Here is a 14,865-nt window from a genome sequence, read left to right on the forward strand (position 1 = left end):
TTGAAGGCATCTGCAGGGAATGAGCAGCGGGCCAGCGCTTTTTATAGGGCGGCGATTAGGCCAAGAAGTTATGGGTTTATAACCGCGCGTCAATGCTGACCCAGTACGGGTTATGCCAGGTCACGCGGATCGGCAGCGAGCGCTCCAGCAACTGCAACGTACGATCGCTGTCGTCGAGCGGATAGAGGCCGCTGAGGCGCAGGTCGGCGACTTCCGGACTCAGATGCAAGATGCCGCGACGGTAGCGGCGCAGGCTGTCGATGACCTCGCGCAGAGGGCGGTCGCGCACCTCCAGTCGTCCTTGCACCCAAGCGCTTTCCTGGCCACTGCTGCGCTCCAGCGCCAGCAGTCCGGCGCCGTTGAACAGCAGACTCTCGCCGGCCTGCACCACTTGCCGTGCGCCACTGGTGGTGACCACTTCAACCTGCGAATGGAGCAGCACCAATCGCGTCGCCTCTTCGCTGTGCTGCACGAGAAATTTCGTCCCCAGCGCACGCATGCGCCCGTGCTCGATCTCGACCACGAAGGGTCGCGCCGACTCTTTCGCCACATCGACCAACAACTCGCCGCTGCGCAAAGCGAGCAGGCGCTGTTGGCTATCGAACAAAGGCACCACACGACTGCGCGCGTTGAGGGTCAGCGCACTGCCGTCGGCCAAGGTGAAGTCACGTCGTTCACCGGTGCCGGTCGACAACTCCCCCGCCTCCGGCAGCCAGCCGTAGCGTCGCCCGAGCAACCCGGCCAACAGCGCAATACCCAGCACACTCAAACTGCCGCTGATAAAGCGTCGACGACTCGACGGTGCATTGAGGCTGTGCAACAAACTGCTACGCGGCACGCTGCGCAAGGTTGGATTACGCAGCAGATTGAGGCCGCCGCCCATTTGTTCGATGACCTGCTGATGCCGTGGATCGGCAAGCCGCCAGGCCTCAAACGCTGCCCGCTCGGCCATGCCCGCCTCGCCCGATTGCAGCAACGCCAGCCATTGCGCCGCCTCGTCGATCACCGCGTCGTCCGGCCTCATGCCTGCATCGCCTGATAGCAGCGCTTGAACGCTTCGACCATGTATTGCTGCACGCGACTGGTGGACACCCCGAGGCGTTCGCCGATCTCGCTGTAGGTCAAGCCGTCGAGTTGATGGTAGAGAAACGCCGCTTTGGCCTTGGCCGACAACCCGTTGAGCAATCGATCGACCGCCAGCAGCGCTTCGATCACCAGCGCCCGTTCTTCCGGAGACGGATGCACCGGTTCGGGTGCCAGCGCCAGGCTTTCCAGATAGGCGCGCTCAAGGTCCTGACGACGCCAGCCTTCGTACACCAGTCGGCGAGCGATGGTAGTGAGCAGCGCGCGTGGCTCGCGAATGGCCGTGGGGTCCGGCAGTGCCAGCACCCGCAGAAAGGTTTCCGAAGCGATGTCCTGCGCACTGTGCGGGCAACCCAGCGTGCGGCCAACGGCAGCGCACAGCCAGCGATAATCCTTTTGGAACATCTGCCCGATGATCTGGTAATGCGGGTTGTACCCACCCATGCCTTGCTCCCTGAAACGGGTCCCACCCGCTGCGAAAAACCATCGTTCTGCCGGGATCGTCCGGCTCTGATCAGGCGCGACTGTGCAATAGCCTCGAAGACATTTGAAGTAATAAAAAATCAGCATAAGCAAACCATTGAGCATAAGCCGCTTCGTCGCCGCAGAAACATTGGCTGACACAACGTTGACCTCGGTCACTGGCGCGTGGCCGGCCACTGATTAATCTCGCGGCTCCATCGAAAGCCAGGGACGGCTCAGCGAGAGCCCGCGGCTGAACCCACTCAAGGAAGAGCAAGCATGCGACCACTCAACATCATTCTGCTGTCGTCAGCGTTCAACGGCCTGACCCAACGTGCCTGGCTGGAGCTGCGCGAGGCCGGGCACTCGCCGAGCGTGGTGCTGTTTACCGATGAAAACGCTGTATGCGAACAGATCGAACACAGCGGCGCGGATCTGGTGATCTGCCCGTTCCTCAAGGACCGTGTGCCCGAGGCACTGTGGAGCAATGCACAGCGTCCGGTGGTGATCATTCATCCCGGCATCGTCGGCGATCGCGGCGCCAGTGCCCTCGACTGGGCGATTACCAATGAATTGTCGAGCTGGGGCGTTACCGCGTTGCAAGCGGTCGAAGAAATGGACGCCGGCCCGGTGTGGGCCACCTGCGAATTCAACCTGCCGGCGGGCCTGCGCAAATCCGAGTTGTACAACGGCCGGGTCAGTGATGCGGCGATTCGTTGCATACGCGAAGTGGTGGAGAAGTTCGTCGAAGGGTTTGAACCGGTTGCCCTCGACTATGCCGATACAAAAGTACGCGGGCGCTTGCAGCCGAACATGAAACAGGTCGACCGCAGTTTCAGCTGGCACGACTGCGCGCGCTTCATCAAACGCTGCATCGATGCCGCTGACGGCCAACCCGGCGTGCTGGCCAGCCTGGCCGGCGGTCAGTATTACGTTTACGACGCACACCTCGATTCGCGCAGCGGCGTGCCCGGCGAAATACTCGCGGTGCATGACGATGCCGTGCTGGTTGCGGCGGGTGATCAAAGTTTGTGGATTGGTTCGCTACGCCGTAAACCGCAACCTGGCGAAGAAACCTTCAAGCAACCGGCGCGGCACCTGTTGGCTGAGCAATTGGCCGACGTGCCGGTGCTGGACTGGTCGATTGCTACACAGCCGTTCAGTGACGAAGCCTATCAACCGCTGCGGTATCGCGAATCCGGCATCGTCGGTGAGCTGACATTCGAGTTCTACAACGGCGCCATGAGCACCGAGCAATGCCAGCGCATGGTCGCCGCGCTGCGCTGGGCCAAATCCCGTGATACGCAGGTGTTGCTGATCAAGGGCGGACGCGGCAGTTTTTCCAACGGCGTGCATTTGAACGTGATTCAAGCCGCGCAGGATCCGGGCGCCGAAGCCTGGGCGAATATTCAGGCGATCGATGATGTCTGCGCAGAACTGCTGACGGCCCGGCAACTGGTGGTCAGCGGCGTTACCGGCAACGCGGGCGCCGGTGGTGTGATGCTCGCACTGGCGGCCGACATTGTCTTTGCCCGCGCCGATATCGTGCTCAACCCGCATTACAAGAGCATGGGTTTGTATGGTTCCGAATACTGGACCTACAGCCTGCCCCGCGCCGTCGGCCCGGCGATGGCCGAACAACTGACTCAGGCGTGCCTGCCGGTGAGCGCGGTGCAGGCGTGGCAACTGGGCATGGTTCAGGAAATCGGCCCGCGTTGCCCGGACGAGTTTTCTCTGTGGTTGCTGCAACGGGCCAACGGCGTATTGAGCGATCCGACCTATGCCGCGGTGCGTGAGCGCAAGGCGCGGGTTGATCAGGTATTGATCCAGAAGTGTCGCGAAACCGAGTTGCAGGAGATGCAGGAAGACATGCTCTACAACCGCAATCAGTTTGCCGAGAAGTGCCGAAATTTTGTCTACAAGCGCAAGGTGTGTGGCACGCCGGCGCGGTTGATTGAAGAGTGGGCGCGGGTGCGTTTGACCGAGTTGGCCAGTTGATTTTGGCGGTGACTGCATTGCCCCTCACCCTAGCCCTCTCCCCAAGGAGAGGGAACCGAGCCGGGGATATTGGAGATCTACACCGACGTGAGATTCATGTTCTGAATCCATAATCGACCCGATCTTTCAGGTCGATGTATGACGCCAGACACCTCGGTCAGTCCCCTCTCCCTCCGGGAGAGGGTTAGGGTGAGGGGCTTTTGCCTTTACAATGCCCGACACTTCAAACACCGGCCCGCCCATGGACATCGACCTCGCTCGCACCTTTCTGGAAATCGTCCGTCACGGCAGCCTCGCCGCGGCCGCGCAGAAGCTGTTCGTCACGCAAACGGCGATCACCGCCCGGGTGCAGAAACTCGAAAGTCAGCTGGGCAGCACGCTGTTCGTGCGCAACCGCGCCGGGGCGAAACTGACGCCCAATGGCGAGGCCTTTGTGGTCTACGCCAATCAACTGGTGCAGACCTGGGAAGCCGCACGCCGCGACCTGCCGTTGCCCGAGGGTTATCACAACGTGCTGCACATCGGCGGCGAAGTCAGCCTGTGCAATCCGTTGATGCTCAGTTGGGCGGCGGAGCTGCGTGAGAAAATTCCGGGACATGCCCTGCGCATGGAAATCCGCGACGGCGAAAACCTGCTGCGCCAACTGGAACTCGGTGTGCTCGACGCCGCTTTGGTCTACCAACCGGAATACTGGCCCGGATTGCAGGTCGAGCAAGTGCTGGAAGAAAAACTGATTCTGGTGCGTGCGCCCGATCGTCCCGATCCCTACGTCTACATCGACTGGGGCCCGGACTTCCGCCGCCAGCATGACGCCGCCCTGCCGGAAAAAGCCAAAGCGGCGCTGAGTTTCAACCTCGGCCCGCTGGCCCTGCAATACATCCTCGAACACGGCGGCAGCGGCTACTTCCGCACTCGTGTGGTGCGCACCTATCTGGAAAGCGGCGCCCTCGAAGCGGTGACCAAAGCCCCGGAATTCGGCTATCCGACCTACCTCGTTTACTCTCGCGATCGCGATTCGGCAACGCTGCAACAAGCCTTCCATCTGCTGCGCGAAGTGATCCGCACCGATGACGACTGGTCACAACGCTGGAACCCGCTGAGCTAAAGCGGCGGCTTCGTACCGGAGCATGGCGCATGTGCCATCGAGGTCCGGCCTGCACAAACGGCCGGATCGGCTAATCTGCCGGGTATAACAACAATACCCGCAGGTGAAGCAGTGAGGCAGACCACCGAAATATTCCGCAGTCGCTACCGTGCGGCCATTCATCCGCTGTACAACCCGTGGCTGCACGGCGCCTTCGTGCTGCTGTTCGGCGTGCTGGCCATCGGCGGGTTCTGGAGCAGCGTGCAGCAGGTCGCCCTGCTGGAATGGCTGACGGTGCCGTTGACCCTGCTGCTGTTCAATTTCGGCGTGTACATGGTCCATCGCCATCTCGGCCACCACAAAAAAACCTTCGCGAAAATGTTCTACGCCCGGCATGCCGGCGATCATCACAGTTTCTTCACCCCCGGCCACATGACCTACGACAGTGCCCGCGACTGGCGGGTGATCCTGTTCCCCGCCTGGCTGATCGTGCTGCACACACTGCTGATTACCCTGCCGCTGTGGTGGCTGTTGGCACAGGTAAACGCCAACGTCGCCGGACTGTTCGGCGGCTGCATGGTGCTCGGTTATCTGACTTACGAAATATTCCATGCCTGCGAACACCTGCCGCCGCACAACCCGCTCACCCGCCTGCCATGGATCCGCCAGATGCGCCGCTTGCACGAGCTGCATCACCGCCGCGAGCGCATGCAGGAGCGCAACTTCAACATCGTCCTGCCACTGATGGACTATCTGTTCGGCACCCTTTACTGGGAGCCGGAAACCGCCCCTTTGAGCTACGCGAGAATGCCCATGACCCGCATGCAGCACACCGTCGATATCGCTGGCGACCCGATTGCCGTACTGGCCTACGCCGCCAATGTCGGTTGCTGGCCGGAGTGGCACCCCTCGTCGCTGAAGATCGATGGCGCCCACGGCCCGCTACATGCCGGCTCGCGCTTTGAAGAGGACATTCATGCCGGCGGACGTGAAGGCCATTTAAGCTGGGAAGTCACCGAGTACTTGCCCGGCCGGCGCTGGTGCGCGCGAGCGCAAGGCGATCATGGACTGTCGCTGCTGTTGACGTATGAATGTACCGCCGAGGGCAGCGGCACGCGGTTCGTGCGCACGCTGGATTATCGCTTCAATGGTTTGGCCATGCGCATCGCCAATCACCTGCTGCTCAAACGTCGCATCGAGCGCGAATCCGCCGCGTCGATGCTGGCGTTGCGTGACATGGCTGCCCGCTACCTGGCTTCGGCGAGGGCCAGCGCGTGAAGCTACGGCATCTGTTGTTGCTGCTGATCCTCATCGTCATCGCGTTCTTATTGTTGATGCCGACCAAAGTCGAACCGGTGGCCTGGACGCCGCCGCCGGCACCTTCGCTGACAGAAGGTATGTATGCCGAGAACCAGAAACTCAAAGGCATAGCGCAGATCGGGCCGAGCGACATCGAAGGGCCGGAAGCCTTGCTGCTGGAAAGTGACTTTTTGATCACCGGGCTGCACGACGGTCGACTGATCCGTACCAGCCTCGACGGCCAGCAACGCAAGGTACTCGCCGACACCGGTGGCCGCCCGCTGGGATTGGCCCGGCACCCGAACGGTTTGCTGGTGATTGCCGACGGGGTCAAGGGTTTGCTGTCCCTTGATGCGCAAGGTCAGTTGATTCCTTTGACCACGGAGGCCAACGGTCTGGCCTTCGGTTTCACCGATGACGTGGCCATCGACAAGTCCGGGCATTACGCCTATTTCAGCGATGCCTCCAGCCGCTGGGGCTACGGCCACGACGGCGAGGCAATCATCGAGCACGGCGGCGACGGACGCCTGCTGCGCTATGACTTTCAGAGCGGTAAAACCAGTGTCCTGCTCGATAAGCTTGAGTTCGCCAACGGCGTGACCCTCGGCCCGGACGACGCCTATGTGCTGGTCAACGAAACCGGCGCCTATCGCATCAGCCGTTACTGGCTGACCGGGCCGAAAGCCGGCACTCATGACCTGTTTATCGATAACTTGCCGGGGTTGCCGGACAACCTTGCGTTCAATGGCAGTAACCGGTTCTGGGTAGCGTTGTATGCGCCGCGCAACAAACTGCTGGATGCCACAGCAGAACATCCGTTCGTGCGCAAGATGATCGTGCGGGCGTTGGCGGTTTTGCCTAAGCCGGTGGAGAAGCGCGGGTTTGTCCTGGGGCTGGATCTGGACGGCAAGGTGATTGCCAATTTGCAGGATGCGAGCAGTGGCAATTACTCGCCGATCACCACGGTGCGCGAGTATGGGTCGTGGTTGTATTTTGGCTCGTTGAAGGCGACGCATATGGCACGGATGCCGTTGGATGCGGCCCTGAAGTGAACCTGGCAGTTTTGTGGTGAATGGGCTGACGCCTTCGCGAGCAGGCTCGCTCCCACAGGGGACCGCATTTCAAATGTGGGAGCGCCTTCGCGAGCAAGCTCGCTCCCACAGGGTTATTTGCTGGTCACAGCATTTGTGGCCAACAGATATCTAATGTGGGAGCGAGCCTGCTCGCGAAAGCGGTCTGTCAGTTACTGGATTTATCGAACTTGTCCGGATCTTCGTCTTCCGGCAGATCCTCATCCGGCTCTTCGGGGTTGGCCGTGGTATGCGCCGGGCTATTGGGTTCGGGATGCGTGGGAACCGGGTCGAATGCGCCCTGCTCTTCACTGGGGAATTTGGGATCGTTCATAAGGCACCTCGCAATGAGTCGGATGGAAGACTCTGTACATTCGAGGTGCCGGTCGTGGCTGTCGTTCCCGTCAATCCGCGACCGCAGGTCGGCGGATCAACAGGGCCTCAGGTTCGCGCCTGTAATTGTTCGACGATCTTGTCTTTGACCTGCAAGCGCTTTTCTTTGAGTTTTTTCAGCGTGTCGTCGCTGGGAGCATCCGAGGTGGCAGTCTCGGCCTTGACTACTTCGGCGTCCGCCTGGGAGTACTTGTTGATCAGTGCGTCCAGATGTGGATCCGCGGTGCGTTTTTGCTGGATCTCTTCCTTTGTAAGCTTCAAGTCCTGTAACAGATCATGGGTCACCGGCATGGAACACCTCCGTCAGTTGATCGGCTGGCCGACGCGACCGATTGCGCTGGCCAGTTATCAGAATGGCCTCGGTTGCACGGTTCTGTCGACCACCTGTCAGACCAGCGGTGCCCGTTCGTCGCCCTGTCGCAAATGCGATCAAACCTTTATTCACCGCATCGTCTCCATTGGTTAACACCAACAATAACTGCGTGGAGATACACCAATGGACGGATTCAACCTGCGTCATCTGGTTTTGGCTGTCGCTTTGAGCAGCGGCATGGGCAGCGCGTTTGCCGCCACCGACAATGACTTTGTCGATAACGCCGCGGCCGGCGGGATCGCTGAAATCGAAACCAGCCGACTGGCGCTGGAAAAAAGCCAATCGGCGGACATCAAGGCCTTCGCCAATATGATGATTACCGACCATGGCAAGGCCAACGATGAGCTGGCGACCATTGCCAAGGCTAACGACATCGAGGTTCCGGACACCACGACACTGGTCAAACAGGCCAAGGAAAAAATCCTCGAAGTGCGTGATGAGTCTTTCGATGCGGCGTACGCCAACAATCAGGTGAAGGCGCACGAAGAGACTATTGAGCTGTTCAAGAAGCAAGCCAATACCGTGACCGATGACAAGGTCAAAGGCGCGACTGAACTGAAAGCGTTTGCGCAGAAAATGCTGCCGGGGCTGGAAAAACACCTCGCCGCCGCTAAAGAACTGCAGGCCAAACATCCGAGCAAGTAAAAAGCCTTACCCTCACCCCAGCCCTCTCCCGGAGGGAGAGGGAGCCGACCGAGGTGGATGTTCGAGTTACATCGACCTGAAAGTCTTGCTTCGAACTCAGGCTCTGAACAGCCCCCGATCGGCCCCCTTTCCCTTTGAGCAAGCGAGAGGGAGCCGACCGAGGTGAATGTTCGAGTTACGCCGACCTGAAAGTCTTGGGTTGAACGCAGGATTTGAACATCCCCCAATCGGCTCCCTTTCCCCCTCGCCCCCTTGGGGGAGAGGGCTGGGGTGAGGGGGATCGATCTCAGCAACACCACAAATCCAAAGCAAAAAAAGGCCGCATCCATAAGATGCGGCCTTGTCATCTTCACCGAACATCAACCGCCATCCGTATCAATATCGGCATCCGTCTCCTCCCCCGGCTTCGCCCGATCCGGCTGCGGTTCGAAGCCCGGGCTGAACTCATTGTCATTGTCCGTATGCTGGTTTTTCTGATCCACCGCCGGATCAGCACTCTGCGCCTGCCCGCCATCGCCCTGCTGCTGCGTCGGCGCCGGCTGCCCCGGCACCTGCGGGTCAATCGCCGGATCATTTCGATTGATCGGTTCGCCAGATTGGCTCTGCTTCGTTTGCTCGTTCATGGCCACCTCGTTGGTCAAACACCCCCGGCGCACATCCGCCGGGTGTTAAAGATTCGAAGCCTGCCCCACGCCAACGTTCAAAACTTCGCCGCGCCCGGCCACGCCGACTAGAGTTACCGGGACGTTCCTTGCGCCAGATCAAAAATATACGTGCGCGAACGAACAACTATTTCGAACGGCAAATGTCGATCACTTCGCGGCGATCATTTTCACGATCGCCCCCCAATTCGCTACGGAGCAACAGGCACATGGCAGCACTGCAGAACAGCACACTCGATGCGATGAAAAACAAACAAGCACAACTGCTGGGCGAATGGATCAACGGCCTGCAAGCCAGCGGCGCCACCCGCAACCTGAAAGACCACGATCTGCAGCAACAGACCACAGAATTCCTGCAACTGGTGGTCAGTGGCATCGAGAACGACAACGGCACCAACATTGCCGCACCGGGCTGGGAAGCCACCCGCCAGTTCCTCGAAAAGCTCTCCCACAGCCGCGCCCTGCTCGGCCAGGATTCGCAGCAGACCGCCAGTTTCATCTTCGCCCTAAAAGGCCCGTTGTTTAACCTGCTGCAGAGCCATTACAAAGACCAGCCGGCGCTGCTCGCAGAACAACTCTGGGAAGTCTCCGAGCTGCTTGATGCATTCGGCATGCACACCATCCGCACCTTCCAGAAATCCCGCGAAGCGGTGATCAAGCGTCAACAGGAAGAACTGCTGGAGCTGTCGACCCCGGTGGTCAAGCTGTGGGACGGCGTGCTCGCGCTGCCGATGATCGGCACCCTCGACTCGCAACGCACGCAAGTGGTGATGGAATCGCTGCTGCAACGCATCGTCGACACCGGTTCGGAAATCGCCATCATCGACATCACCGGTGTGCCGACCGTCGACACCCTGGTCGCGCAACACCTGCTGAAAACCGTCACCGCGATCCGCCTGATGGGCGCCGATTGCATCATCAGCGGCGTACGTCCGCAAATCGCGCAAACCATCGTCCACCTCGGTCTCGACCTGCAAGGCGTGGTGACCAAGGCCAACCTGGCCGATGCGCTGAAACTGGCCCTGACCCGTCTGGGCATCAGCATCGGCAAAGCGGTCTGAACCCATGGAAAGAATTCCGATTCTTCAAATGGGCAAGTTCCTGCTGGTGACCATTCAGGTCGACATGCATGACCAACTCGCCCTCACCTTGCAGGACGACTTGTCCGAGCGCATCAGCAAGACCTCGGCGCGCGGGGTGCTGATCGACATCTCGGCGCTGGACATGGTCGACTCGTTCATTGGCCGGATGATCAGCACGATCTCCGGCCTGTCGAAAATCATGGACGCCGAAACCATGCTGGTCGGCATGCAGCCGGCCGTGGCGATCACCCTGGTCGAGCTCGGCCTGACCCTGCCCGGTGTCAGCACGGCATTGAACGTCGAGCGCGGGATGAAACTGCTGCAGGAACGAGTAGACCGGCAATGACAGTACGCAGCAGCGGTACTCAACCGATTCACATCGAGCAGGATGTCGTGCTCGCGCGCCAGACCGCACGCAAACTGGCCACCGAATGCGGCATGCGTCTGATCGACCTGACGAAAATGGTCACGGCGGTCAGCGAACTGGCGCGTAACACCATGGTTTACGGTGGCGGCGGCGACATGGACTGGCAGATCCTCGATGAGGATCACAAGGTCGGTCTGCGCCTGACTTTTCGCGACGAAGGCCCGGGCATTCCCGACCTGAAACTGGCGATGACCGACGGCTGGACCTCCGGCAGCGGCATGGGCCTGGGCCTGACCGGGGCAAAACGTCTGGTCGAAGAGTTCGAACTGGAAACCGAGCCCGGCAAGGGCACCCGAATAACGATTACCCGATGGACATGAATATCAGCGGGTCGATGACCCAGGTTTTACTGATCGAAGACAGCAGCCAGATCGGCCACGCACGGCGCACGGCGCAACAACTGTCCGAACAACATGGCTTTGACGAGCGCGATGCCGGACGCGTGGCTCTGGTGGCTACGGAGTTGGCGAGTAACGTGCTCAAGCACGCGAGCCACGGTGAAATGCACCTGCGGGTGTTGCCGCGCGCCAATGGTTTTGGCATTGAACTGCTCGCCATCGACCGTGCGCAGGGGTTTGATCTGGAGGCCTGCATGGCCGACGGGTTTTCTACCGGCGGCACCCAAGGCATCGGCCTCGGCTCGATATCGCGTCAGACCGAAGTGTTTGATGTGTACGCCGATGCCCGTGGTGCGGTGTTATTGGCCCGATTTTATCCACGCACGGATCACGAGCCTGACATGCTCTTTGGGGTCAGCCAGCATTCGTTGCACAACGATCCGGCCTGCGGCGATGTCTGGCACCTGGCGTATGACAACGGCAGCATCAGCGCGCTGATCATCGACGGCCTCGGTCATGGTGAAGAAGCCGAACGCGCCGGCCGCGCCGGAGCGCAAACGTTCGCCCTGACGCCCTTCGCCGAGCCGGTGATGCTGATGGAGGACATGCACCGCGACATGATCGGCACTCGCGGCGGCGCTGTCGCGTTCGCCCAGTTCGATGCGCGGCGCGACCACTTGACCTTTGCCGGCGTCGGCAACATCGGCGCCAGCCTGATCAACGCCGACAAGTCCCGTGGACTGGCCTCGCACCCAGGCATTGTCGGCGTGCAGTATCGGAAAGCCAGACCCTTTGACTATGCTCACGTGAACGGACATCTATTGATCATGTACAGCGACGGCTTGCAGTCCCGTTGGAATCTTCAAGACTACCCCGGTCTGGTGCACCGCCATCCCGCCGTGATAGCCGCCGTCCTGCACCGCGATTTCTGTCGCGGGCGCGACGATGTAACGGTACTGGTCGTTGCCCTGGAGGCCGCCCATGGCTGAGTCGCCCATTCTGAGCAGTGCCGAACAGGCCGCACTGATTGCGCAGTTGCAGAGCGAGACTGCAGCCCTGCGCGAAGAACTCGATGAAACCAACCAAGGCGTGCTGGCCCTGTACGCCGAACTCGACATACAGGCTGAGGAATTGCGCCAGGCCTCGGACTTGAAAAGCCGTTTCCTGTCGTACATGAGCCATGAGTTCCGCACGCCGCTGGGTTCGATCCTGAGCATCAACAGCCTGCTCGCCGATGAACTCGACGGCCCGCTCAGTCCCGAGCAACACAAGCAGGTAGCGTTCGTCAGCACCGCCGCACGTGAACTCAGCGATATGGTCGATGACCTGCTCGATCTGGCGAAGATCGAGGCCGGGCGTATCAGCATTTCCCCGGCGTGGTTCGACATGTTCGACCTGTTCTCCGCCCTGCGCGGGATGTTCCGGCCGATTGTCGATGCCTCCGCCGTCGATCTGATTTTCGAAGAGCCGGTCGGTTTGCCGCGCCTGTACACCGACGACAAGAAACTCGCGCAGATCCTGCGCAACTTCATTTCCAACTCGCTGAAGTTCACCACCCGTGGCGAAGTGCGGGTGTCCGCGCGGCTCGAAGGTGCAGACAAGGTGCGATTTGCCGTCAGTGACACCGGAATCGGTATCGCTGCCGAGCTGCATGGCGCATTGTTCGAGGACTTTTCCCAGGTCGACTCGCCGTTGCAGAAACGTCTGCGCGGCACCGGGCTGGGCCTGTCGCTGTGTAAACGCTTCGCCGCCCTGCTCGGCGGTGAAGTCGGGATGGACAGTGCGCCGGGGGTCGGCTCGACCTTTTTCGTGATCATCCCGTTGGCGATCGCTCTGGAGAACGTCGATGAAACGTGACATCCGCCTATTGATCGTCGATGACAACGTCGCCACCCGCTACGCCCTGCGTCGACGGCTGGAGCGCCACGGTTACGAAGTCCTTGAGGCCGGGACCGGCGGCGACGGGCTCGCGCTGATCGACAGCGAAGCACTCGATGCGTTGATTCTCGACGTCAATCTGCCGGACATGAGTGGCTTCGATATCGTGCGCATTCTGCGCGCTGATGCGCGCACTGCCCTGCTGCCCGTGATCCATGTGTCCGCGGCGTCGATCCAGACTGGCGATATCATCACCGGCCTCAATGCCGGCGCCGATGCCTACCTGATTCACCCGGTGGACCCGGATGTACTGCTGGCGACCCTGCGCACGCTATTGCGGGTTCGCTATACGGAAAATGCCCTGCGCGAAAGTGAAGCGCGGTTCCGCGAAATTTTCGCCAATGTGTCCGCGCCGATCGCGGTACTCGATGCCAGCCTCAAGGTGCATGAGTGCAACCAGGCCTTCGCACAACTGATTATCGACAATCAGGACCCGCAAATCCTGCGTGAATGCTTCGCCGAGGATCAAAGCGCGATCCTCAATGAGCTGCGCCTGCGTCTGGTCGATGGCGAACGCTGGAAAGGCACGCTGAACATGCGCGTGCAGGGTGAAATACGCGAGACCGAATGGCAGATTTCGCCGTACCGCACGCCAGAGCTGAGCCTGGTGTTTGTCGAAGACGTTACCGAACACCGCCATCGCGAGCGCGCGCATCTGGCGCGCCTGGACGACACCACCACGCAACTGGCCAAGGAAGTCGCCGAACGTGTACGCGCCGAAGCGCAGTTGCTGCAAGTGCAGAAGATGGACGCACTGGGCAAGCTCACCGGCGGTATCGCCCACGACTTCAACAACCTGCTGACCGGAATCATCACCAGCCTGGAGCTGATCCAGAAACGCGTGGGCGATGGGCGTCTGGACAAGGTGCAGTTTTATTCCGAAGCGGCGCTGAATTCAGCGATGAGTGCCGCGTCCCTCACCCACCGCTTGCTGGCCTTTGCCCGTCAGCAACCGCTGGATACACGGCCGGTGGACATCAACGAGCAAGTCCGTTCGCTGGAAGAATTGCTGGTGCGCACCATCGGCGAACGGATCAACCTCAAGCTTGAACTGACCAACAAACCGGCCATCGCGCTGGTCGATCCGGTGCAGCTGGAAAGTGCGGTATTGAACCTGGTGATCAACGCCCGCGATGCCCTGCCGACGGGCGGCAATATCTGGGTCAACACCTACTCCGCGTACTCACACGGCGATCCGAATCTGGCCGATGGCGCTTACGTGGCGCTGTCGGTGCGCGACGACGGTACCGGGATCGAGCACAACGTCATCGATAAAGTCTTCGATCCGTTTTTCACCACCAAACCGTTGGGCCAGGGCACCGGGCTGGGGTTGTCGACGATCTATGGTTTTGCCCGTCAGTCGGGCGGTGATGCGCACATCCGCAGCGTCGCGCGGCGCGGCACCGAAGTGACCATCATGTTGCCGGCTACCACCGATCCGACAGGGGCCGACATCCCCGCGCCAGTGGTTGATCCGCAAGGTAGCGGTGAGCATGTACTGATCGTCGAGGACATGCCATCGGTGCGCATGTTTGTCACTGAAGTGCTGGAGGACGCGGGTTATCGCTGCACCCAGGCGGCGGATATCGAAACGGCGCTGGAGCGATTGCAGAATGATCCGTCGATCAACCTGTTGCTGACCGACGTTGGTCTGCCGCGCATGAGCGGGCGGGAGTTGGCGGATGTGGCGCGGGGTTGGCGTGACGGATTGCCGATTCTGTTCATGACCGGGTATGCGGAAACGGCGATCAATCGTCAGGTGTTTCTGGGCAGCGGCATGGACATGCTGGTCAAGCCGTTTCAGATCAGTGAACTGCTCGACAAGGTCCGCCGCACGCTCGATGGCGCCTGACTGCAGCCCCCACAGGAACTGATGTCGAACACAGATCCACTGTAGGAGTGAGCCTGCTCGCGATGGCGTCAGGTCAGCCAATTCATCTGTGGCTGACACCCCGCTATCGCGAGCAGGCTCACTCCTACAGGGTTCGGCGTGCACGCGGGATATGGGTGG

General features: G+C 60.6%; 17 protein-coding genes. 12 read left to right on the forward strand and 5 right to left on the reverse strand.

Going from position 1 to position 14,865, the window contains the following annotated elements; all coding sequences use genetic code 11:
• Positions 1-76: 76 nt before the first annotated feature.
• The gene (locus ACOYXJ_RS25860) at positions 77-1,024 is read right to left on the reverse strand and encodes a FecR domain-containing protein (RefSeq protein WP_460372321.1); all 948 of its coding nucleotides are present in this window, start codon (positions 1,022-1,024) and stop codon (positions 77-79) included.
• Complete coding sequence (locus tag ACOYXJ_RS25865; RefSeq protein ID WP_034152323.1) at positions 1,021-1,527, reverse strand: sigma-70 family RNA polymerase sigma factor; 507 nt, start codon at positions 1,525-1,527, stop codon at positions 1,021-1,023. Before ACOYXJ_RS25865 ends, ACOYXJ_RS25860 begins: the two co-directional genes overlap by 4 nt.
• Positions 1,528-1,824: 297 nt before the next feature.
• Here ACOYXJ_RS25865 and ACOYXJ_RS25870 point away from each other — a divergent pair, with 297 nt between their 5' ends.
• The 4 genes from ACOYXJ_RS25870 (at position 1,825) to ACOYXJ_RS25885 (ending at position 6,978) form a co-directional block, all read left to right on the forward strand.
• Positions 1,825-3,543 (forward strand): hydrogenase maturation protein, encoded by a 1,719-nt coding sequence (locus tag ACOYXJ_RS25870; protein ID WP_460372323.1) that lies wholly within the window; start codon positions 1,825-1,827, stop codon positions 3,541-3,543.
• Between the two features lie 241 nt (positions 3,544-3,784).
• A complete protein-coding gene (locus ACOYXJ_RS25875) occupies positions 3,785-4,648 on the forward strand; it encodes a LysR family transcriptional regulator (protein ID WP_007912548.1) in 864 nt (287 codons plus the stop codon).
• Between the two features lie 111 nt (positions 4,649-4,759).
• Positions 4,760-5,905, forward strand: a complete 1,146-nt coding sequence (locus ACOYXJ_RS25880; protein ID WP_460372325.1) for a sterol desaturase/SRPBCC family protein — start codon at positions 4,760-4,762, stop codon at positions 5,903-5,905.
• Complete coding sequence (locus ACOYXJ_RS25885; RefSeq protein WP_460372327.1) at positions 5,902-6,978, forward strand: SMP-30/gluconolactonase/LRE family protein; 1,077 nt, start codon at positions 5,902-5,904, stop codon at positions 6,976-6,978. Before ACOYXJ_RS25880 ends, ACOYXJ_RS25885 begins: the two co-directional genes overlap by 4 nt.
• A gap of 187 nt (positions 6,979-7,165) precedes the next feature.
• Here the strand turns inward: ACOYXJ_RS25885 and ACOYXJ_RS25890 are convergent, their stop codons facing one another.
• Together ACOYXJ_RS25890 and ACOYXJ_RS25895 are read right to left on the reverse strand one after the other, a co-directional pair.
• A complete protein-coding gene (locus ACOYXJ_RS25890) occupies positions 7,166-7,330 on the reverse strand; it encodes a hypothetical protein (RefSeq protein ID WP_007912545.1) in 165 nt (54 codons plus the stop codon).
• Between the two features lie 107 nt (positions 7,331-7,437).
• Positions 7,438-7,680: a YdcH family protein gene (locus ACOYXJ_RS25895; protein WP_016983385.1), complete on the reverse strand. Its 243-nt coding sequence runs from the start codon at positions 7,678-7,680 to the stop codon at positions 7,438-7,440.
• On the opposite strand from ACOYXJ_RS25895, the gene ACOYXJ_RS25900 reads away from it, so the two are divergent.
• Together ACOYXJ_RS25900 and ACOYXJ_RS25905 are read left to right on the forward strand one after the other, a co-directional pair.
• Positions 7,679-7,855 carry a hypothetical protein gene (locus tag ACOYXJ_RS25900; RefSeq protein ID WP_460372329.1) on the forward strand — a complete coding sequence of 59 codons (177 nt, stop codon included), beginning with the start codon at positions 7,679-7,681 and terminating at the stop codon, positions 7,853-7,855. The genes ACOYXJ_RS25895 and ACOYXJ_RS25900 overlap by 2 nt on opposite strands.
• A 30-nt stretch (positions 7,856-7,885) precedes the next feature.
• The gene (locus ACOYXJ_RS25905) at positions 7,886-8,407 is read left to right on the forward strand and encodes a DUF4142 domain-containing protein (protein ID WP_016983387.1); all 522 of its coding nucleotides are present in this window, start codon (positions 7,886-7,888) and stop codon (positions 8,405-8,407) included.
• A gap of 359 nt (positions 8,408-8,766) precedes the next feature.
• Here the strand turns inward: ACOYXJ_RS25905 and ACOYXJ_RS25910 are convergent, their stop codons facing one another.
• Positions 8,767-9,030, reverse strand: a complete 264-nt coding sequence (locus ACOYXJ_RS25910) for a hypothetical protein (protein ID WP_460372331.1) — start codon at positions 9,028-9,030, stop codon at positions 8,767-8,769.
• A gap of 248 nt (positions 9,031-9,278) precedes the next feature.
• On the opposite strand from ACOYXJ_RS25910, the gene ACOYXJ_RS25915 reads away from it, so the two are divergent.
• From ACOYXJ_RS25915 to ACOYXJ_RS25940, 6 genes are read left to right on the forward strand one after another with little or no spacing between them, the layout of a single operon-like run.
• Positions 9,279-10,130, forward strand: coding sequence for an STAS domain-containing protein (locus ACOYXJ_RS25915; RefSeq protein WP_095120999.1), 852 nt, complete (start codon positions 9,279-9,281; stop codon positions 10,128-10,130).
• Between the two features lie 4 nt (positions 10,131-10,134).
• Complete coding sequence (locus tag ACOYXJ_RS25920) at positions 10,135-10,497, forward strand: STAS domain-containing protein (RefSeq protein ID WP_007912539.1); 363 nt, start codon at positions 10,135-10,137, stop codon at positions 10,495-10,497.
• Positions 10,494-10,898 carry an anti-sigma regulatory factor gene (locus tag ACOYXJ_RS25925; protein WP_077573175.1) on the forward strand — a complete coding sequence of 135 codons (405 nt, stop codon included), beginning with the start codon at positions 10,494-10,496 and terminating at the stop codon, positions 10,896-10,898. Before ACOYXJ_RS25920 ends, ACOYXJ_RS25925 begins: the two co-directional genes overlap by 4 nt.
• Complete coding sequence (locus tag ACOYXJ_RS25930) at positions 10,895-11,905, forward strand: ATP-binding protein (protein WP_460373042.1); 1,011 nt, start codon at positions 10,895-10,897, stop codon at positions 11,903-11,905. Before ACOYXJ_RS25925 ends, ACOYXJ_RS25930 begins: the two co-directional genes overlap by 4 nt.
• Complete coding sequence (locus tag ACOYXJ_RS25935) at positions 11,898-12,773, forward strand: sensor histidine kinase (RefSeq protein ID WP_077573176.1); 876 nt, start codon at positions 11,898-11,900, stop codon at positions 12,771-12,773. Before ACOYXJ_RS25930 ends, ACOYXJ_RS25935 begins: the two co-directional genes overlap by 8 nt.
• Positions 12,763-14,706, forward strand: coding sequence for a response regulator (locus tag ACOYXJ_RS25940; protein WP_460372333.1), 1,944 nt, complete (start codon positions 12,763-12,765; stop codon positions 14,704-14,706). Before ACOYXJ_RS25935 ends, ACOYXJ_RS25940 begins: the two co-directional genes overlap by 11 nt.
• Positions 14,707-14,865: the final 159 nt, after the last annotated feature.

This window comes from Pseudomonas sp. Tul2A7, assembly GCF_054790505.1.